The following is a 19,515-nucleotide window of genomic DNA, read 5'->3' as shown; positions in this document are numbered from 1 at the left end:
CGCCGTCGTGACGGGAGGGGGGCGAAAAGCCGAGCAGTGCTCAGGTATGCGCTGGTCAGCGGGGAAAATGCGCGCACAAGGGGAAGGGTCGGACAGATTCCTGACGGTGGAGTAAGTTTCGGTGCCGTAATCTCCACGGAATCTGTACGACCCGATTACGGCCCCGCGCCGGCCGGAACGTCAGCGCCGGTGCAGCCGGTCGCCCGCCGCCAGGATCGCCGTGGCCAGGGCGTCGGCGGGCCCCTGGGCGGCGGAGGGCCGGCGGTGGCCGTGGATCAGGACGAAGTCGACCTGGCCGAGCTCGGGCAGGCCGAAGCGGTCGGGCACCCGGACCAGGCCGGGCGGGACGAAGCCCCGGGAGTGGGCCATCACGCCGAGGCCCGCGCGGGCGGCCGCGATCAGGCCGTTGAGGCTTCCGCTGGTGCAGGCGATGCGCCACTCGCGGCCCTGCCGCTGAAGCGCATCCAGGGCGCGCTCGCGGGTGATGCCGGGCGGGGGATAGACGATCAGCGGGACCGGACGGTCGGGGTCGAGGCGCAGGCGTTCCGCGCCGATCCAGACCAGCCGGTCGTGCCAGACCAGCTCCCCGCGCGGATCCTCGGTCCGCCGCTTGGCCAGCACCAGGTCCAGCTTTCCGGCCGCGAGCTGCTCGTGCAGCGTCCCCGACAGTTCGACGGTGAGCTCCAGGTCGACCTCGGGGTGGTCGTGCCGGAACCTCTCCAGGATTTCCGGCAGCCGGGTCAGCACGAAGTCCTCCGAGGCGCCGAAGCGCAGTCGGCCGCGCAGCCGGGTGCCGGTGAAGAACGCCGTGGCCTGCTCGTGCACCTCCAGGATCCGGCGCGCGAAGCCGAGCATCGCCTCGCCGTCCTCCGTCAGTTGCACGGAGTGGGTGTCCCGGCTGAACAGCTGCCGTCCGGTGGCGTCCTCCAGCCGGCGTACGTGCTGGCTGACGGTCGACTGGCGCAGCCCCAGCCGCCGCGCGGCCTGGGTGAAGCTCAGCGTCTGGGCCACCGCGAGAAACGTCCGCAGGTGGGAAGGGTCGTACACGGTGCCAGCCTATCGCCGATCGTGATGACAGTCAGAGTGGTATGCCGGATTCCCGATCGACGTGCCGAGGAGCACGATGGAGAGGGGGCCTCTTGGCTCCCGTACCGCCCGAGCACAAGCAAGTGGAGCACCGTGAAACGCCTGCGATGGCCGCGTTGGCTGCCGATCGACCCGTACATCCTGCTGCTGCTCGGGACGGTGGGCCTCGCGGCGCTCCTCCCGGCGCGCGGTACGGGTGCCGAGGTGGCCTCCGGCGCCTCCACCGCCGCGATCGCCCTTCTCTTCTTCCTCTACGGCGCCCGGCTGTCCACCCGCGAGGCCCTGGACGGGCTCAGGCACTGGCGGCTGCACGTCACCGTCCTCGCCTGCACCTTCGTGATCTTCCCGCTGCTCGGCCTCGCCGCCCGCGGACTGGTGCCGGTGTTTCTCACCCACTCGCTGTGGACGGGCCTGCTCTTCCTCACCCTCGTCCCGTCGACCATCCAGTCGTCGATCGCCTTCACCTCGATGGCCCGGGGCAACGTGCCCGCCGCGATCTGCGCCGGCTCCTTCTCCTCCCTGGCGGGCATCGTCGTCACCCCGCTCCTGGCGGCCGCGCTGCTCGGCGGCAGCGCCGGCGGGTTCACCACGGACTCGATCGTGAAGATCGTGCTGCAACTCCTTGTGCCGTTCCTGGCCGGGCAGCTGCTGCGCCGCTGGATCGGACGGTTCGTCACCCGCCACCGGAAGGGCCTCGGCCTCGTCGACCGCGGGTCGATCCTCCTGGTCGTCTACACCGCGTTCAGCGAGGGCATGGTCCAGGGCGTCTGGCACCAGGTCAGCCCCGCCCGGCTGGGCGGACTGCTCGCCGTCGAGGCGGTGCTGCTCGCCGTGATGCTCGCCCTGACCTGGTACGGCGCCAAGGCGCTGGGCTTCAACCGGGAGGACCGCATCACCATCCAGTTCGCCGGCTCGAAGAAGTCGCTGGCCTCCGGACTGCCCATGGCGAGCGTGCTGTTCGGGGCCGAGGCGTCGTTGGCCGTGCTGCCGCTGATGCTCTTCCACCAGATGCAGTTGATGGTGTGCGCGGTGATCGCCAAACGCCGCTCCCGCGACCCCGTCGAGCCGCTCACCGCGCCGCCGCCAGCCGCAGCGTCACGAACCGCGGTCGGTACAGGCTCACGTTCCCGTTGATCTGCGCGGACGCGCCCGTGGTCGCCAGCCAGTTGACGTCGTAGCTCAGGACGAGGCGAGCCCCGCCGCCGACGTCGGGATGCGCCTGCGGGTTGTACGCGGCGACCCCACCGGCGGGCAGCGGTGGGCTGAAGCTGCGGGTCGGCCCGTGCCACGGCCCGGTGGGCGAGCAGGCCCAGTACGACGTCACCGTGGTCAGCCCTCGTGCTCCGGCGGCCATGGTGAACAGCACGTACGTGTCCTCGTCCCGGACCACCGAGAACGCGCTGCCCACACCGGTGCGCCGCTGGTCCCCGAGCACCGGAGCCGGACGCGACCCGGTGACCCATGCGGAGCCGTCCCAGTACTCCCAGGCGGCGGGGTCGGCGAGCCCGCCCGCCGGTACTCGCGCCACATACGCGGAGGAGGTCGGGCGGGACGCGGCCTGTCCGTCGTTGCCGCCGAAGACGTAGGTCCAGCCGCCGTCCGTCAGCAGCGTCGTCCCGAACAGCACACGCCGGGACGGGTCCGGCACCCGCTGCTGGTCGGACACCCTGGCGATGCCCTCGACGCGCAGGTCCGGCAGGGACAGCGTGGCCACCTCGGTGGCGAGGGGCACGCCGTAGATCCACGGCGCCTGACCCGCCGCGCGCGTCCACAGCAGCACCCGTACGACCTGCTCCGAGGAGCCGGGGGAGCGCGGCTCGACCCGGGCGGCGACCGGCCAGCGCCACTGGTTCGGGGCCGGGTCGGGGAAGAGGGGCGCGGGCAGTGTCGTACTCAGGCGGCCGTCGGACATCACCACCGCCGAGTTGCGCACCAGCGGCGCCGTCGTGTCGCGCCAGGCGTACGACTCGCCGGACGGGTTGGGCGGGGCGTGCACGGGGCCGAGGTAGGTGTCCGAGAACAGCCACAGCACCCGGCCGTCCGGCAGCCGCAGCGAGTGGGTGCCGTCGCCGCCGGTCCAGTCGTCGGTGCGGGTCGCGTCGTCGCCGTAGCGGGCGAACTCGGCGGTCAGCGCGTCGTTCGCCGACCAGGACGCGATCGTACGGGCCTCGCATGCGCCGCCGCCCTCCCGGTCGTCGTCCGGGAGGGCGGTGAGCAGCACGGCCGCGAGAACCAGGGTCAGCAGCAGACCGACCCCGGCTCCCGTCCGCTGTCGTGCACGTATGTCGTCGGGCACGTTCCGGGACGTTAGCGGGCGGCGGCCACCTGGTCCATGGGGAGCCACAGCACGTTGTCGAAGTCCGGGCCGGTGTGCGTCTGGTGTACGTCGGCGATCTCGCTGTCGCTGAGCGCCCGGTCCCAGACGCGGACCTCGTCGATGGCCCCGGTGAAGAAGGCCCGGCTGTCCATGCTCTGGCCGATGTGCACGCCGAACGGCGAGTTGCGGCTCACGGAGCCGGGCACGTCCGCCGTGCTGCTGGGCCTGCCGTCGATGAACAGGGTCAGCCGCCCGTCGCCACGGCGCAGTGCGAGGTGGTGCCACCGGCCGTCGTTGTGGGCGGCGGTGGTGTCCACGGATGCCGACCGTACGGTCGTCGCGTCCTCCCGGGTATTGATCAGGCCGCGTACCCGGCCCGCGGCGGGCTCACCGCGCAGCCAGACCTGGGGCTGGCTGGTACCCACCCCACCCATCCACAGCAGCGGCTGCTCTCCGCTCTCGGCGGTGTAGCGGAACCACAGCGATGCGGTGAACTCCTTGGTGTCGAGCGGAAGTTGGGGGCGGTACGGCAGACGTACGGCGTCGTCGGTGCCGTCGAAGGCCAGCGCGCCGCCCGATACGCCGCTGGTGCGCTCGGCGCCGCCGAGCACGGCCGCCGGCTCGCCGAGCACGGCATGGTCGGGCGTGGTCGGGTCGGCGCCGCGGCGCGGCTTCAGCCACTCCTCGTTGAAGCGGGCGAAGCGGATCTCGTCGCGGGCGTCGACCGTGCCGGCCTCGTACAGCAGGCCGACGGTGCTGTCGTCGATCGGCGCCAGGTCGGAGTAGCCGGACCAGTCCTGGGTGACCACGGTGCCGCGGTCCACGCTCTCCCAGGTGCGGCCGCCGTCGTAGGAGGAGCGGATCATCATCGTCCGGCGACGGTCGGGGTCACCGGGGGAGGACAGCAGCATGCGGTCACCCAGGCGCAGTGTGGCGCCCTGGACCTGGGGTGCGTAGAGGTCGGGGACGGACCGGAAGCGGGTGGCGAAGCTGTCGCCGCCGTCGCGGCTGACGGTCTGGGTGCGGTGACCGAAGTCGATACCGTCCTGTTCGCGGCCGCTGACCAGGAGCGAGCCGTCGGTGTGCTCGGTCAGGGTGACTTCCGAGGGCTTCTGCCGGAAGGTGCCGTCGAACGCGATCGGCCAGGAGTCGTTGGCGCCGACCCGCCAGGTGTCGCCGCCGTCGTCGCTCACGATGAGGGCGGCGTGGTTCCCGGTGACCCTGGTGCCGTCCCAGGTCTCGGTGTTGACGCCGAAGACCAGCCGGCCGGCGTGGCTGCCCCGAGTGAGCTGGATGCCGTGCACGGGACCGGTGGCGTACCAGGAGTTCCAGTGCGCGGGCATGATCTGCGGGCTGAGGCCGCGCGGATCGGACCAGGTGCGGCCGTCGTCGTCGCTGTACTGCAGATGGGGCCGGCGGTCGCACGGGACCTCACAGTTGCCGCTGTCCGTACGGCCCGTGTTGTAGGTCTGGGCCAGCAGGATCCGGCCGGTCTCGCGGTCGACGATCGGGGCCGGGTTGCCGTGGGTGTCGCCGGCGCCGTCATTGACGACCTGGAGCGGGCCCCAGGTGCGGCCGCCGTCGGTGGAGCGCTTCATCACGATGTCGATGTCGGCCGCGTCTCCGCAGTTGAGGACGCGGCCCTCGGCGAACGCGAGCAGCGTGCCCTCGGTGGTCTGCACGATGGCCGGGATCCGGAAGCAGGCGTAGCCGGGATCCTGCGACGTCCTGAAGAGCGCCTGCTGCTCGAACTGCGGGGCGGCAGTGGTGGGTTGGGCTTGCACGGGGTCGGGCAGGACGGCTGTCGCCGTCATGACGACGCCCGCGGTGAGGGTGGCTCTCAGACGTGCGCGAAGTCTCGACGGCATGCAGTGACCCGCCCTTCATTTGTCAGAACATCGGGACATCCCACGTCGAACCTACGCGTCACAGAGGGTAGTTGGTGGCAGCGACACACCACAAGAAACGTGCTGGGACAACACGACTGGGGGAGTGGTGGTCTGAGCGCACGTCAACTGAAACCTCGTCACGAAATTGGGCGCGCTCATGACAAGATGTGAGGCGGGACCCCTGCGGCGCAGGGGGCGCTCCCCGCCGGTCGGGGTCCCGCCGCCGTGCCGCGGGGAACCGTCAGCCCTGGGCGGCCGCGGTCCGCAGGGCGATGCGGTCCTCGCCCGCGTACACGTTCATGGAGCTGCCCCGCAGGAAGCCCACCAGGGTCAGCCCGCTCTCCACGGCCAGGTCCACGGCCAGCGACGAGGGCGCCGAGACCGCGGCCAGTACCGGGATGCCCGCCATCACGGCCTTCTGTGCCAGCTCGAAGGAGGCGCGGCCGGACACCAGCAGGATCGTGCGGGACAGGGGCAGACCGCCGTTCTGCAGGGCGCGGCCGACCAACTTGTCGACCGCGTTGTGCCGGCCCACGTCCTCCCGTATGTCGAGCAGCTCCCCGTCCTCGGCGAACAGGGCCGCCGCGTGCAGACCCCCGGTCCGGTCGAAGACCCGCTGGGCCGCGCGCAGCCGGTCGGGGAGGCTTGCGAGCAGCTCGGGCTCCACCCGGACCGGGGGAGTGTCGGCGATGGGCCAGCGGGCCGTCGTACGGACCGCGTCCAGGCTCGCCTTGCCGCACAGCCCGCAGGAGGAGGTGGTGTAGACGTTCCGCTCCAGCGTGATGTCGGGAATCGCGACGTCCGGCGCGGTCTTCACGTCCACCACGTTGTACGTGTTCGAGCCGTCCTGTGTCGCCCCGGCGCAGTAGACGATGTTCTGCAGGTCCGTCCGCTCGGCCAGTACACCCTCGCTCACCAGGAACCCCGCGGCGAGCGCGAAGTCGTCGCCCGGGGTGCGCATGGTGATCGCGAGCGGCTTGCCGTTCAGCCGGATCTCCAGGGGTTCCTCGGCGACGAGCGTGTCCGGACGGGCGGAGACCGCCCCGTCCCGGATGCGGATCACCTTGCGTCGTTCCGTGACTCGTCCCATGTCCCCATCAGTCCCGATCAGTCCCGGTTCTGTACGTGCTGGTAGCCGAAGCGGCCCTTGATGCACAGGTTGCCGTGGGTCACCGGGTTGTCGTGCGGCGAGGTGACCTTCACGATCTCATTGTCCTGCACGTGCAGCGTGAGGTTGCAGCCCACTCCGCAGTACGCGCAGACGGTGGTCGTCTCGGTCTGCTGCGACTCGTCCCAGGTGCCCGCCGCCCGCATGTCGAACTCCGACTTGAAGGACAGCGCTCCCGTCGGGCACACCTCGATGCAGTTCCCGCAGTACACGCACGCGGAGTCGGTGAGCGGGGCGTCGTGCTCCACCGCGATCCGGGCGTCGAAGCCCCGGCCCGCGACGGAGATCGCGAAGGTGTTCTGCCACTGCTCGCCGCAGGCGTCGACGCACTTGTAGCAGAGGATGCACTTGTCGTAGTCACGCACATACAGATCGTTGTCGACCTTCGGCTCCTCGTCGATGCGGGCCGCATCCGGTCCGAAGCGGTCCGGCTTCGCCTCGTACTCCTTGAGCCACCCGGCGACCTGGGGAGTGGTCGACAAGTCGACCGAGGACGCGAGGAGTTCGAGGACCAGCTTGCGGCTGTGCCGGGCGCGCTCGGTGTCGGTGTGCACCGCCATGCCGGGCTCCGCCCTGCGGGAACAGGCCGGGACCAGGGTGCGGGAGCCCTCGACCTCCACCATGCAGACCCGGCAGGCGTTCTTGGGCGTCAGGGTGTCGCCCTGGCAGAGGGTCGGGATGTCCTTCCCGGCGGCCCGGCAGGCGTCGAGGACGGTCGAACCCTCCGGGACGCGGGCCTCCTCGCCGTCGATGGTGAACTCGACCAGCCGGCGCGGCACTCCCAGCGGTATCGCGGTCATTCGTACGCCCCCAGACGGTCGATGGCGGATTCCACGGCGTTCCACGCGGTCTGTCCCAGACCGCAGATGGAGGCGTCCCGCATCGCGCGGCCGACCTCCCCGAGCAGTGCGATGTCGTCGGCGGCAGCGGCGCCCGTGCGCTCCGCGATCCGGTGCAGCGCCTCCTCCTGCCGCACCGTCCCGACCCGGCACGGCACGCACTGCCCGCACGACTCGTCGCGGAAGAACTCGGCGATGCGCAGCAGCAGCCGGGGCAGCGGGACGGTGTCGTCGAAGGCCATGACGACCCCCGAACCGAGCGTCGTGCCGGCCTCGCGGGTGCCTTCGAAGGTGAGCGGGATGCCGAGCTCGTCGGTGCGTACGAAGCCGCCCGCGGCGCCGCCGAGGAGCACGGCCCGCAGGCCCTCGCGCACCCCGGCCAGCTCCAGCAGCTCGCCCAGGGTGGCACCGAAGGGGAGCTCGTAGATCCCGGGCCGCTCCACACTCCCCGACACGCAGAACAGCTTCGGTCCGGTGGACTTCTCCGTGCCGATCGCCGCGTACGCCGGTGCCCCCATCGTCAGGATCGGCAGCACGTTGACCAGCGTCTCGACGTTGTTCTCCACCGTCGGTTTGCCGAACAGGCCCTTCTCCACGGGGAACGGCGGTTTCGAGCGCGGCTCGCCCCGGTAGCCCTCGATGGAGTTGAACAGCGCCGTCTCCTCACCGCAGATGTACGCGCCCGCGCCCCGCCGGATCTCGATGTCGAAGGCGTACCCCTGGCCGAGGACGTCGTCGCCGAGCAGGCCACGCGCGCGTGCCTGGGTGATGGCGTGCTCCAGGCGGTGCAGGGCGCGTGGGTACTCGCCGCGCAGGTAGAGGTAGCCCTTGTGCGCGCCGGTCGCGTACGCCGCGACGGTCATCGCCTCGACCAGCGCGTACGGGTCGCCCTCCATGATCACGCGGTCCTTGAAGGTGCCCGGCTCGGACTCGTCGGCGTTGCAGACGAGGTAGTGCGGGTGGTCCGGCTGGGATGCCGTGGCCTGCCACTTGCGGCCGGTCGGGAAGGCGGCGCCGCCGCGTCCGACCAGGCCGGAGTCGGTGACCTCGCGGATGACTCCGGCGGGGCCGAGCTCGAAGGCGCGGCGCAGGGCGGTGTAGCCGCCGTGGGCGCGGTAGTCGTCGAGCGAGGACGGGTCCACCACGCCGACCCGGCGCAGGAGCGTCAGCCCGGGGGAGCCCGCCTGGGGCACCGCCAGCGCGGCCGGCGGCTCCTCGGGCGCCGAGCCGGGCGAGGTGGCGGCGAGGACGGCCTCGTGCACGGTCGTCGGCGCCGAGACGGCCGTACGGACCGGATCCCCCGCCCTGATCGCGAGCGCGGCCGGGGCACGTTCGCACAGGCCCAGGCAGGGGCTGCGCTCGACGGAGACCCCGGGCCCCAGCCGGGCCTCGACCCCCGCGCACAGCTCCGCCGCCCCGGCGGCCTGGCACGCCAGGTCCGTGCACACATGGAGCACGGTCGCAGGGCGCGGCCGGACGGAGAACATGGCGTAGAAGGTGGCCACCCCGTACGCCTCCGCCGGCGGCACGGTCAGCCGGCGGCACAGGTAGTCCAGGGCGCCCTCGCTGATCCAGCCGACCCGGTCGTTGATCGCATGCAGCCCCGGCAACAGCAGGTCGCGACGGTCCCGGGCCTCGCGGCCGCCGCGCGCCCACCTCAGGTCGGCATCGGAGCGGTCGGCGCCCTCCCAGGAGGACTCCGGAGGCCCGAGCAGGGCGTCGACGGCCGCCCGTTCGTCGTCCGTCGGTTTGCTGTCGCCGAAGTGCAGGTCCACTTGCGTCACCTCACGATGGTCGCGACGGGGAGCTTCTCGATCCGGATCGCCGACGCCTTGAACTCCGCCGTCCCCGCGATCGGGCAGTTCGCCTCGATCGTGAGCTGGTTGGTGTCCACCTCGTCGGGAAAGTGCATGGTCATGAAGGCGAGCCCGGGCCGCAGCGCCGGGTCGACCCACACCGGCGCCATGACCGAGCCGCGCCGTGAGGTCACCCGGACCTCCTCGCCGACCACGACCCCGTACCGCTCGGCGTCCTCCGGGCACAGCTCGACGTACTCGCCGCGCCGGAGCGGGGAGGCGAAACCGCCGCTCTGCACACCGGTGTTGTAGGAGTCGAGCCGCCGCCCGGTGGTGAGCCGGATCGGGTACTCCTCGTCGGTGAGGTCGACGGGCGGATCGTGCTGCACCAGCCCGAAGGGTGCGAGCCGGCCCCGTTTCGCCGGGTCGGACTCCCACAGCCGGCCGTGCAGATAGGACGGTTCGAGCCGCTCGGTGCTGGGGCAGGGCCACTGGATGCCCTGGTGGTCCTCCAGGCGCTCGTAGGTCATCCCGTAGTGGTCCGGGGACACCGACCTGAGCTCGTTCCAGACCGCCTCGGCGTCGGCGTACTTCCATTCGTGGCCGAGCCGGGCCGCCAGGTCGCAGATGATGTCGATGTCCTCGCGGGCCTCGCCGGGCGGGGTCACGGCCCGGCGTACGCGCTGGACCCGGCGCTCGCTGTTGGTGGTCGTGCCCTCGGTCTCCGCCCAGCCGGCGGTGGCGGGCAGGACGACGTCGGCCAGTTCGGCGGTCTTCGTCAGGAAGATGTCCTGGACGACCAGGAAGTCCAGGGCCTGCAGCCGCCGTACCGCCTGCCCGCTGTCCGCCTCCGACTGCGCCGGGTTCTCGCCGATGCAGTAGACGGCCCTGAGCGTGCCCTCCTCCATCGCCTCGAACATCTCGGTCAGGTTCAGCCCGTAGTGCGGCTGGATGACGGTGTCCCAGGCCGACTCGAACTTCAGCCGGGTGTCCGCGTCGAGGATGTCCTGGAAGCCGGGCAGGCGGTTGGGGATGGCCCCCATGTCGCCGCCGCCCTGGACGTTGTTCTGGCCGCGCAGCGGCTGGAGCCCGGCGCCGTAGCGGCCGACGTGGCCGGTCAGCAGGGACAGGTTGATCAGGGCGCGGACGTTGTCGGTGCCGTTGTGGTGCTCGGTGATGCCGAGGGTCCAGCACAGCTGGGCGCGCTCGGCTCGGGCGTAGGCGTGCGCCAACTCCCGGATGGCGGCGGCGGGTACGCCGGTCACCTTCTCGGCGAGGGAGAGCGTCCAGGGCTCGACGAGCGCCCGGTACTCCTCGAAGCCGCTGGTCGCCCGCTCGATGAACGCCTCGTTGGCCAGACCGGCGTGGATGATCTCGCGGCCGATCGCGTGCGCCATCGGGATGTCCGTGCCGACGTTCAGGCCGAGCCAGCTCTCCGCCCACTCGGCGGTGCTCGTCCGCCGCGGGTCGACCGCGTACATCCGGGCGCCGTTCCTGATCCCCTTCAGTACGTGCTGGAAGAAGATCGGGTGCGCGAAGCGGGCGTTGGAGCCCCACATCACGATGACGTCGGTGTGCTCGATCTCCTCGTACGAGGAGGTCCCGCCGCCCGAGCCGAAGGCGGCGGACAGGCCCGCGACGCTCGGCGCGTGGCAGGTGCGGTTGCAGGAGTCGACGTTGTTGGTGCCCATGACCACACGGGCGAACTTCTGCGCCACGTAGTTCATCTCGTTGGTGGCGCGGGCGCAGGAGAACATGCCGAACGCGCCGCGGGCTGCCGCCAGGCCCCGGGCGGTCCGCTCGAGCGCCTCGTCCCAGGTGGCCCGGCGCAGCGGCTCGTCGCGGGAGTCGCGGACCAGGGGGTGGGTGAGCCGGGTGTACGTCTTCGTGGACTGGCGTTTCCTCATGCGGCGCTCCTCAGCGCGAGCAGGTCCGAGATGGCGTGCACGGTGCGCAGGGTGGGCACGTCCACGCCGGTGATGTCCGCCAACTCGACGACGGCGGCCAGGAGTACGTCGAGTTCCAGCGGCTTGCCGCGCTCCAGGTCCTGGAGCGTGGAGGTGCGGTGGTCGCCGACCTTCTCGGCGCCCGCGAGGCGGCGTTCGATGGAGACGCCCACCGTGCAGCCGAGGGCCTCGGCGACCGCGAGCGTCTCGGTCATCATGATCTCGATGACCCTGCGGGTGCCGCCGTGCAGGCACATCTGCCGCATGGTCGCGCGGGCCAGCGCGCTGATCGGGTTGAAGGAGATGTTGCCGAGCAGCTTCAGCCAGATGTCGTTGCGCAGGTCCGGCTCGACCGGGCATTTCAGCCCGCCGGTCTGCATGGCCTCGCTGAGGGCGAGACACCGCCGGGACACGCTGCGGTCGGGCTCGCCGATGGAGAACCGGGTGCCTTCCAGGTGCCGTACGACACCCGGCCCTTCGAGCTCGGTGGCCGCGTAGACGACACAGCCGACGGCCCGTTCGGGCGCGAGCACCGCACTGACCGCGCCGTCGGGGTCCACGCTCTCGACGCGGTGGCCGTCGTGGGGGCCGCCGTGCCGGTGGAAGTACCACCAGGGGATGCCGTTCTGGGCGGCCACGACCGCCGTGGTGTCGTGCAGCAGCGGCTCGATCAGCGGCCCGCACGCCGCGTACGAGTTGGCCTTCAGGCCCAGGAAGACATAGTCGGCCGGGCCGACCTCGGCCGGGTCGTCGGTGGCGTGGGGGTGCGCGGTGAAGTCGCCGCGCGGGCTGAGCACCTGCACTCCGTGCTGCCTCATGGCCGCCAGATGCGGTCCACGGGCGATGAGATGCACATCGGCACCCGCGCGGTGGAGCGCGGCGCCGACGTAGGCGCCGATCGCACCGGCGCCGAGGATTGCGACTTTCACGGGGACAACTCCGTTCGGTTTGAGGGATACCGCGGAGGTGGTCGGGGTGGGTCCGGGGTGGTCGACGGCGGTTTCATGTCTTGTCGACGAAATATTGTCTACAGTATGGAAGTTGGGTCGGCAAGAGTTCGAGCGCTGACCGTTCGTCGCGCCCGGGATACCGTTCACCGCATACGGTCGACGCGTCGACTTCTCAACTCCCTTCTTCCTTCCTACCGTTCGGGATCATGAGTCCCCCCGTCGCACCCCCGGGATGGAGCCGGTGGCTGGTGCCGCCCGCCGCGCTCTCCGTCCACCTGTCCATCGGCCAGGCCTACGCCTGGAGCGTGTTCAAGCCGCCGCTCGAATCCGCGCTCGGTCTCAGCGGCACGCAGAGTGCGCTGCCCTTCCAGCTCGGCATCGTCATGCTCGGTCTGTCGGCCGCGTTCGGCGGCACGCTCGTGGAGCGCAACGGGCCGCGCTGGGCGATGACGGTGGCACTGGTGTGCTTCTCGTCGGGCTTTCTGCTCTCCGCGCTCGGTGCGGCGACGGAGCAGTACTGGCTGATCGTCCTCGGCTACGGCTTCGTCGGCGGGATCGGCCTGGGCATCGGCTACATCTCGCCCGTCTCCACACTGATCAAGTGGTTCCCGGACCGGCCCGGCATGGCCACCGGCATCGCCATCATGGGCTTCGGCGGTGGCGCGCTCATCGCCTCCCCCTGGTCGGCCCAGATGCTGGAGTCGTTCGGCTCGGACCACTCCGGGATCGCGCTCGCCTTCCTTGTGCACGGGCTGTCGTACGCCGTGTTCATGCTGCTCGGCGTGCTGCTGGTGCGGGTGCCGCGGACCGAGAAGCCGGTGGCCGACGGGCCGAGCGTGGTCGAGGGCGTGCAGGTGTCGGCGCGAAACGCCGTGCGCACCCCGCAGTTCTGGTGTCTGTGGGTCGTGCTCTGCATGAACGTGTCCGCCGGCATCGGCATCCTGGAGAAGGCCGCACCGATGATCACGGACTTCTTCGCCGACACCTCCACGCCGGTCTCGGTGACGGCGGCCGCCGGATTCGTCGCCCTGCTCTCGGCGGCCAACATGGCGGGCCGCATCGGCTGGTCGTCGACGTCCGACCTGATCGGGCGCAAGAACATCTACCGCGTCTACCTCGGCGCGGGCGCGTTGATGTACCTGCTCATCGCGCTGTTCGGCGACTCCTCCAAGCCACTGTTCATCCTGTGCGCGCTGGTGATCCTGTCCTTCTACGGCGGCGGGTTCGCCACCATCCCCGCCTACTTGAAGGACCTCTTCGGCACCTACCAGGTCGGCGCCATCCACGGACGGCTGCTCACCGCCTGGTCCACGGCCGGTGTGCTCGGTCCGCTGATCGTCAACTGGATCGCCGACCGGCAGGAGGAGGCCGGCAAGCACGGCGCGTCCCTGTACGGGCTGTCGTTCGTCATCATGATCGGACTGCTCGTCGTCGGCTTCGTCGCCAACGAGCTGGTCCGCCCCGTCCACCCCCGCCACCACGTGTCCGCCCCGAGGGAGGCCGCCGATGTCCGACGACAGCCAGAGTCCGCCTGACCGGCGTCCCCTGATCGCCTTCGCCTGGCTGTGGGTGGGGGCGCCGCTCGCGTACGGCCTGTACGAACTCGTACGGAAGGCCACCCAGCTGTTCACCGGGTGACCAGGAGGTCGTCGGACGTCCGGGAACCTGAGGGAAGCCGACAATCCGGGTGGTCGATTCCTGTGGCTTCACGTGCCGTCGTACCCATGAGTCACTGATCAGACTGGTGATCCCTGTCAACCGCAGCAAGGAGGGGATCACCATGAAGGGCTCGCGGATCACCGCCGTCGGCCACTACCAGCCCGCCAGAGTGCTCACGAACGAGGACCTGGCGGGCATGGTCGACACGAGCGACGAGTGGATCACGTCCCGGGTCGGCATCCGGACCCGGCACATCGCCGGCCCCGACGAGCCGGTCGACGAGCTGGCCGCACACGCCGCGGCCAAGGCGCTCGCGGCGGCCGGACGGGCTCCCGGCGACATCGACCTGGTCCTCGTCGCCACCTCGACGGCCGTCGACCGCTCCCCGAACATGGCCGCCCGTGTCGCCGCCCGGCTCGGCATCCCCCGTCCCGCCGCGATGGACATCAACGTGGTGTGCGCCGGTTTCACCCACGCCCTCGCGACCGCCGACCACACCGTGCGCGCGGGTGCGGCGAGCCGGGCGCTGGTCATCGGCGCCGACAAGATGTCCGACGTCACCGACTGGACGGACCGGACGACGTGTGTGCTCGTCGGCGACGGAGCGGGGGCCGCCGTCGTGGAGGCCGCCGAGGAGCCGGGTGTGGGTCCTGTGCTGTGGGGATCCATGCCCGAGATGGGGCACGCCGTGCGTATCGAGGGCGAGCCCGCGCGGTTCGCGCAGGAGGGCCAGAGCGTCTACCGCTGGGCGACCACCCGACTGCCGCCCCTCGCCCGCCAGGCCTGCGAGCGTGCCGGCTTCGCCCCCGAGGACCTCGCCGCCGTCGTGCTGCACCAGGCCAACCTGCGCATCATCGAGCCGCTCGCCGAGAAGCTCGGCGCGGTGAACGCGGTCGTCGCGCGCGACGTCTCCGAGTCCGGCAACACTTCGGCCGCCAGCATCCCGCTGGCGTTCTCCAAGCTGGTGGAGCAGGGCGCGATCTCGACCGGGGATCCGGTGCTGCTGTTCGGCTTCGGTGGGAACCTGTCGTACGCCGGGCAGGTCGTCCGGTGTCCCTGACCTGCGCGGACCGCAGGATGTGACGCGATCGACTCCGCCGGGACCTGGCACTTGTGCGCCGTAGACTGTAGACGAAAGACAATTGATACTGTCTTTCCATTGGCTTACGGCTGCTGTGCACGGCCTGCCGAGGAGGGGGACCGATGTTGTCGACAGGACTGCCGCAGGGGGCGGTGCCCAAGCTCGAACGGCCCGGTCCGCTGCGTGATCGCGTCTACGAGGCGCTGCTGGAACTCATCACCACCCGCGCCCTCCAGCCCGGTCAGCACCTGGTCGAGAGCGAACTGGCCGGACATCTCGGCGTCTCCCGGCAGCCGGTGCGCGAGGCGTTGCAGCGGCTGAACACCGAAGGCTGGGTCGATCTGCGGCCCGCCCAGGGCGCGTTCGTGCACGAGCCCACCGAGGAGGAGGCCGACCAACTGCTGACGGTCCGTACGCTCCTGGAGGCCGAGGCGGCCCGGCTCGCCGCCGCCAATGCGGGCAGCGCGGGTGTCGCCGCCCTGGAGGAGCTGTGCGCCGAGGGTGAGGGGGCGGTCGCCGCCGACGACGTGGACGGCGCCGTCGCGCTCAACGCCCGCTTCCACGCGAAGATCATGGAACTGGCGGGGAACGCGGTCCTCGCCGAACTCGCCGCCCAGGTGGACCGCCGGGTGCGCTGGTACTACACGCCGGTCGCCCGGCAGCGCGGCAAGCAGTCCTGGATCGAGCATCGGGCCCTGATCGCCGCGATCACCGAACGGGACGAGCAGCGTGCCACGCAGCTCATGCGGGAACACACGGAACACACGCGGCGGTCGTACCACGCGCGAGCGGAGTCCTGACCGCTCGTCATCGGCCCGGCACCTGGGGGTGCCGGGCCTTTGTCCTGTCAGTGGAAGAAGTCTGCGCGAATTCCTGCGCGACTTCTTCCCCCCTCCGGCAGCCGCTGCTACGTTCCCCTCGAAAGCCGGACAGCGATGGCCGATTCGAGGCGGGGAGGGGCTTGTGAGACGCATGACGGCACGACCCGCGAACGCCCACCAGGCCAGGCTGCTGAAGCTGTTGCGCGACGGTGGGCCCAACTCCCGGGCACAGCTGGGCGACCAGGTCGACCTGTCGCGGTCCAAGCTGGCCGTGGAGGTGGACCGGCTCCTGGAGACGGGCCTGGTCGTCGCCGACGGACTCGCCGCCTCGCGCGGCGGACGCCGCTCGCACAACATCCGGCTGGCGCCGAACCTGCGCTTCCTCGGCGTCGACATCGGCGCGACCTCCATCGATGTCGCGGTCACCAACGCCGAGTTGGAGATCCTGGGGCACATCACCCAGCCGATGGAGGTGCGCGAGGGTCCCGTCGCGGTCTTCGAGCAGGTCCTGGCCATGGCCGCCAAGCTGAAGGCGTCGGGGCTCGCCGAGGGCTTCGACGGCGCCGGCATCGGCGTCCCCGGCCCGGTCCGGTTCCCCGAGGGCGTCCCCGTGGCGCCGCCGATCATGCCGGGCTGGGACGGCTTCCCGGTGCGGGAGGCGCTCAGCCAGGAACTCGGCTGTCCGGTCATGGTCGACAACGACGTGAACCTGATGGCGATGGGGGAGATGCACGCGGGCGTCGCCCGCTCCGTGGGCGACTTCCTCTGCGTCAAGATCGGGACCGGCATCGGCTGCGGCATCGTCGTCGGCGGTGCGGTCCACCGCGGCACGACCGGTTCCGCGGGCGACATCGGGCACATCCAGGCCGTGCCCGACGGACGTCCGTGCGCCTGTGGCAACCGGGGCTGCCTGGAGGCCCACTTCAGCGGTGCGGCACTCGCCCGCGACGCGCTGGAGGCGGCTCAACAGGGGCTCTCCGCCGAGCTCGCGACCAGGCTGGAGGCGAACGGCGACCTCACCGCGATCGACGTCGCCGCCGCGGCCGCCGCCGGCGACGCCACCGCCCTCGAGCTGATCCGCGAGGGCGGCAACCGCACCGGCCAGGTCATCGCCGGCCTGGTCAGCTTCTTCAACCCCGGCCTGGTGGTGATCGGCGGCGGGGTGACCGGCCTCGGCCACACCCTGCTCGCCGCGATCCGTACCCAGGTCTACCGCCAGTCGCTGCCCCTGGCGACCGGCAACCTGCCCATCGTTCTGGGGGAGCTGGGCCCCACCGCCGGAGTCATCGGCGCGGCCCGACTGATCAGCGACCACCTGTTCTCACCCGCGTAACGAGACCTCGCACCACAGTTCGTCCAGCACCGCACGCTGCTCTGCTTCGCCCTGCCCTGAACCGGCCCGCACGCCCGCCAAGGGGAACCCACATGGCACCAGAACCACCGCTGCTCAGCATGTCCGGCATCACCAAGTCGTTCCCCGGCGTCCGCGCCCTGGACGGCGTCGACCTCGACGTCCAGGCCGGTGAAGTGCACTGTCTGCTCGGCCAGAACGGCGCCGGGAAGTCCACGCTCATCAAGGTCCTGGCGGGCGCCCACCAGCCCGACGACGGCACGATCCGCTGGCGCGGCGAGGCGGTCACCCTCCGCTCGCCCATCGCCGCCATGCGCCTCGGCATCGCCACCATCTACCAGGAACTCGACCTGGTGGAGCACCTGTCGGTGGCCGAGAACGTACACCTGGGCCATGAACCCACGGCCGCCGGTTTCGTCGTACGGCGAAAGTCCGCCAAGGCGTCGACCGCCCAGCTGCTGAAGCGACTCGGGCATCCCGAGATAGACCCCGCACGTCTGGTCGGCGAGCTGTCGGCGGCCCAGCAGCAGATCGTCTCCATGGCACGCGCGCTCTCCCACGACGTACGGCTGATCGTGATGGACGAACCGTCCGCCGCCCTCGACCCCGACGAGGTCGACAACCTCTTCCGGATCGTCGGCGACCTCACCGCCGACGGTGTCGCCGTCGTCTACATCTCGCACCGCCTGGAGGAGATCCGCCGCATCGGCGACCGGGTCACCGTGCTGAAGGACGGGCGGGCGGTGGCGGGCGGACTGCCCGCGAAGTCGACGCCGACGCGTGAGGTGGTGGCGCTGATGACCGGACGCAACGTCGAGTACGTCTTCCCCGACCGGCCGGCCGCACCGGCGCAGGGCGAGCCGCTGCTCGAGGTCCGGGGACTGGCCCGGGACGGCGAGTTCGAGGCGCTGGACCTGAGCGTGCGGCCCGGCGAGATCGTCGGTCTGGCGGGGCTCGTCGGCTCCGGGCGGTCCGAGATCCTGGAGACGATCTACGGTGCCCGCAAGCCGAGTTCCGGCCAGGTGCTGGTCGACGGACGGCCGCTGAAACCCGGCAGCGTGCGCGCCGCCGTCCGCGCCGGACTCGGACTCGCGCCCGAGGAACGCAAGGCGCAGGCCCTGCTGATGCTGGAGTCGGTCACCCGTAACGTCTCGGTCTCCTCCATGTCCCGCTTCTCCCGCGGCGGTTGGATCGACCGCGGAGCAGAGCTGGGCGCCGCACGGGCGGCGACCCGCGAACTGTCGCTGCGGCCCGACAACCCCTCCGTGCCGGTGCGCACCCTCTCCGGCGGCAATCAGCAGAAGGCCGTCCTGGCCCGCTGGCTGCTGCGAGGCTGCCGCGTCCTGCTGCTGGACGAACCCACCCGCGGAGTCGACGTGGGCGCCCGCGCCGAGCTCTACGCGGTGGTCCGCCGCCTCGCCGACGAGGGGCTCGCCGTCCTGCTGGTCTCCAGTGAAGTACCCGAGGTGCTGGGCCTGGCCGACCGCGTCCTGGTGCTCCGCGAGGGCCGCGTCGTCCACACCGCCCCCGCCCGTGAACTCGACGAACACCGCGTACTCGACCTCGTGATGGAAGGAAGCCCGGCGTCATGACGCAGCCCGTCTCCCCGCCGCGGGGCAGCACCGACAAGGTGCCGCCGGTCGGTCAACTCCCCGCCTGGCGCGGCCTCATGGCCCGCGCCGATGTCCGCACCCTGTCCCTTCTCGGCGTGCTCGCCGCGCTGGTCGTCATCGGCGGCATCACCAAGCCGGACGAGTTCCTCGACACCCGCAACCTCCAACTCGTCCTCACCCAGGCCTCGGTGATCGGCGTCGTCACCGTCGGCATGACCTTCGTCATCACCTCCGGCGGCATCGACCTCTCCGTGGGCGCGATCGTCGCGCTCGCCTCCGTGTGGGCGACCACCGTCGCCACCCAGGAGTACGGCTTCGGCGGCATCCTCTTCACCTCGGTGCTCGTCGGCCTCGGCTGCGGCCTGGTCAACGGACTGCTCATCGCGTACGGCGGGATGGTCCCGTTCATCGCCACCCTCGCCATGCTGGCCTCGGCGCGCGGACTGGCGTTGCAGATCACCGACGGCAAGACGCAGATCGTCACCGTCGACGGCATCCTCGACCTCGGTGAACGCGACGCGTACATACTCGGCATCCCGCCGCTCGTCCTGGTCTTCGCCGTGGTCACGATCATCGGCTGGCTGATCCTGAACCGCACCACCTTCGGCCGCCGCACCGTCGCCGTCGGCGGCAACTCGGAGGCGGCCCGGCTGGCCGGCATCGACGTCCGCCGCCAGCGGCTCTACCTCTACCTGCTGTCCGGACTGTGCTGCGGTATCGCTGCCTTCCTGCTGATCATCCTGTCCGGCTCCGGTCAGAACACCAACGGCAACCTCTACGAACTCGACGCCATCGCCGCCGCGATCATCGGCGGCACCCTGCTCAGCGGCGGCCGCGGCACCATCGTCGGCTCCGTGCTCGGCGTCCTGATCTTCACCACGATCACCAACATCTTCGCCCTGAACAACCTGCAGAGCGACGTCCAGCAGATCGCCAAGGGCGCGATCATCGTCGCCGCCGTGCTGGTCCAGCGCCGTACCGCGAGCACGACCTGAGGAA

16 protein-coding genes are annotated in these 19,515 nt (G+C 71.1%); 8 read left to right on the top strand and 8 right to left on the bottom strand.

Annotated features, from left to right (window positions below; genetic code table 11):
- Positions 1-180 precede the first annotated feature (180 nt).
- On the bottom strand, positions 181-1,047 hold the full coding sequence (locus ACFV7R_RS03380) for a LysR substrate-binding domain-containing protein (RefSeq protein WP_385259341.1): 867 nt from the start codon (positions 1,045-1,047) through the stop codon (positions 181-183).
- A gap of 132 nt (positions 1,048-1,179) precedes the next feature.
- On the opposite strand from ACFV7R_RS03380, the gene ACFV7R_RS03375 reads away from it, so the two are divergent.
- Positions 1,180-2,220, top strand: a complete 1,041-nt coding sequence (locus tag ACFV7R_RS03375) for a bile acid:sodium symporter family protein (protein WP_385259340.1) — start codon at positions 1,180-1,182, stop codon at positions 2,218-2,220.
- Here the strand turns inward: ACFV7R_RS03375 and ACFV7R_RS03370 are convergent.
- The 7 genes from ACFV7R_RS03370 to ACFV7R_RS03340 form a co-directional block, all read right to left on the bottom strand.
- Positions 2,156-3,382, bottom strand: coding sequence for a DUF4185 domain-containing protein (locus ACFV7R_RS03370; RefSeq protein WP_385259339.1), 1,227 nt, complete (start codon positions 3,380-3,382; stop codon positions 2,156-2,158). The genes ACFV7R_RS03375 and ACFV7R_RS03370 overlap by 65 nt on opposite strands.
- Before the next feature lie 11 nt (positions 3,383-3,393).
- Positions 3,394-5,271 (bottom strand): exo-alpha-sialidase, encoded by a 1,878-nt coding sequence (locus tag ACFV7R_RS03365; protein ID WP_385259338.1) that lies wholly within the window; start codon positions 5,269-5,271, stop codon positions 3,394-3,396.
- Between the two features lie 262 nt (positions 5,272-5,533).
- The gene (gene fdhD, locus ACFV7R_RS03360) at positions 5,534-6,382 is read right to left on the bottom strand and encodes a formate dehydrogenase accessory sulfurtransferase FdhD (protein WP_385259336.1); all 849 of its coding nucleotides are present in this window, start codon (positions 6,380-6,382) and stop codon (positions 5,534-5,536) included.
- Between the two features lie 17 nt (positions 6,383-6,399).
- Positions 6,400-7,260, bottom strand: coding sequence for a 2Fe-2S iron-sulfur cluster-binding protein (locus ACFV7R_RS03355; RefSeq protein WP_385259334.1), 861 nt, complete (start codon positions 7,258-7,260; stop codon positions 6,400-6,402).
- Entirely contained in the window at positions 7,257-9,074 is a 1,818-nt protein-coding gene (locus ACFV7R_RS03350; protein ID WP_385259741.1) for an NAD(P)H-dependent oxidoreductase subunit E, read from the bottom strand. The genes ACFV7R_RS03355 and ACFV7R_RS03350 overlap by 4 nt, the downstream gene beginning before the upstream one ends.
- Before the next feature lie 5 nt (positions 9,075-9,079).
- Positions 9,080-11,002 (bottom strand): molybdopterin oxidoreductase family protein, encoded by a 1,923-nt coding sequence (locus ACFV7R_RS03345; protein WP_385259332.1) that lies wholly within the window; start codon positions 11,000-11,002, stop codon positions 9,080-9,082.
- On the bottom strand, positions 10,999-11,970 hold the full coding sequence (locus ACFV7R_RS03340; RefSeq protein WP_385259330.1) for a 2-dehydropantoate 2-reductase: 972 nt from the start codon (positions 11,968-11,970) through the stop codon (positions 10,999-11,001). Before ACFV7R_RS03340 ends, ACFV7R_RS03345 begins: the two co-directional genes overlap by 4 nt.
- Positions 11,971-12,197: 227 nt before the next feature.
- Here ACFV7R_RS03340 and ACFV7R_RS03335 point away from each other — a divergent pair, with 227 nt between their 5' ends.
- From ACFV7R_RS03335 to ACFV7R_RS03305, 7 genes are all read left to right on the top strand, one after another.
- On the top strand, positions 12,198-13,526 hold the full coding sequence (locus ACFV7R_RS03335; protein ID WP_385259328.1) for an OFA family MFS transporter: 1,329 nt from the start codon (positions 12,198-12,200) through the stop codon (positions 13,524-13,526).
- A complete protein-coding gene (locus tag ACFV7R_RS03330; RefSeq protein WP_385259327.1) occupies positions 13,498-13,629 on the top strand; it encodes a hypothetical protein in 132 nt (43 codons plus the stop codon). Before ACFV7R_RS03335 ends, ACFV7R_RS03330 begins: the two co-directional genes overlap by 29 nt.
- 142 nt (positions 13,630-13,771) lie before the next feature.
- Positions 13,772-14,710, top strand: coding sequence for a beta-ketoacyl-ACP synthase III (locus tag ACFV7R_RS03325; RefSeq protein WP_385259324.1), 939 nt, complete (start codon positions 13,772-13,774; stop codon positions 14,708-14,710).
- A 143-nt stretch (positions 14,711-14,853) separates the two neighbouring features.
- Entirely contained in the window at positions 14,854-15,531 is a 678-nt protein-coding gene (locus ACFV7R_RS03320; RefSeq protein WP_385259323.1) for a GntR family transcriptional regulator, read from the top strand.
- A gap of 172 nt (positions 15,532-15,703) precedes the next feature.
- The gene (locus ACFV7R_RS03315; protein ID WP_385259321.1) at positions 15,704-16,885 is read left to right on the top strand and encodes an ROK family protein; all 1,182 of its coding nucleotides are present in this window, start codon (positions 15,704-15,706) and stop codon (positions 16,883-16,885) included.
- A 92-nt stretch (positions 16,886-16,977) separates the two neighbouring features.
- Positions 16,978-18,495, top strand: a complete 1,518-nt coding sequence (locus tag ACFV7R_RS03310; RefSeq protein WP_385259319.1) for a sugar ABC transporter ATP-binding protein — start codon at positions 16,978-16,980, stop codon at positions 18,493-18,495.
- The gene (locus ACFV7R_RS03305; protein ID WP_385259317.1) at positions 18,492-19,511 is read left to right on the top strand and encodes an ABC transporter permease; all 1,020 of its coding nucleotides are present in this window, start codon (positions 18,492-18,494) and stop codon (positions 19,509-19,511) included. The genes ACFV7R_RS03310 and ACFV7R_RS03305 overlap by 4 nt, the downstream gene beginning before the upstream one ends.
- Positions 19,512-19,515 lie beyond the last annotated feature (4 nt).

Origin of the sequence: Streptomyces sp. NPDC059866 (genome assembly GCF_042731325.1) — a bacterium.
Lineage (GTDB): Bacteria > Actinomycetota > Actinomycetes > Streptomycetales > Streptomycetaceae > Streptomyces > Streptomyces flavusporus.
Note: the sequence above shows the minus strand (reverse complement) of the source record. Positions and strands in the feature narration are given on the sequence as shown.

Excerpts from the sequence above, each read along its gene's own strand:
- ACFV7R_RS03345 (WP_385259332.1), bottom strand. The coding sequence starts at position 11,002 with ATGAGGAAACGCCAGTCCACGAAGACGTACACCCGGCTCACCCACCCC.
- ACFV7R_RS03305 (WP_385259317.1), top strand. The coding sequence starts at position 18,492 with ATGACGCAGCCCGTCTCCCCGCCGCGGGGCAGCACCGACAAGGTGCCG.
- ACFV7R_RS03325 (WP_385259324.1), top strand. The coding sequence starts at position 13,772 with ATGAAGGGCTCGCGGATCACCGCCGTCGGCCACTACCAGCCCGCCAGA.
- ACFV7R_RS03365 (WP_385259338.1), bottom strand. The coding sequence starts at position 5,271 with ATGCCGTCGAGACTTCGCGCACGTCTGAGAGCCACCCTCACCGCGGGC.
- ACFV7R_RS03315 (WP_385259321.1), top strand. The coding sequence starts at position 15,704 with ATGACGGCACGACCCGCGAACGCCCACCAGGCCAGGCTGCTGAAGCTG.
- ACFV7R_RS03335 (WP_385259328.1), top strand. The coding sequence starts at position 12,198 with ATGAGTCCCCCCGTCGCACCCCCGGGATGGAGCCGGTGGCTGGTGCCG.
- ACFV7R_RS03330 (WP_385259327.1), top strand. The coding sequence starts at position 13,498 with ATGTCCGACGACAGCCAGAGTCCGCCTGACCGGCGTCCCCTGATCGCC.
- fdhD (WP_385259336.1), bottom strand. The coding sequence starts at position 6,382 with ATGGGACGAGTCACGGAACGACGCAAGGTGATCCGCATCCGGGACGGG.
- ACFV7R_RS03320 (WP_385259323.1), top strand. The coding sequence starts at position 14,854 with ATGTTGTCGACAGGACTGCCGCAGGGGGCGGTGCCCAAGCTCGAACGG.
- ACFV7R_RS03355 (WP_385259334.1), bottom strand. The coding sequence starts at position 7,260 with ATGACCGCGATACCGCTGGGAGTGCCGCGCCGGCTGGTCGAGTTCACC.
- ACFV7R_RS03310 (WP_385259319.1), top strand. The coding sequence starts at position 16,978 with ATGGCACCAGAACCACCGCTGCTCAGCATGTCCGGCATCACCAAGTCG.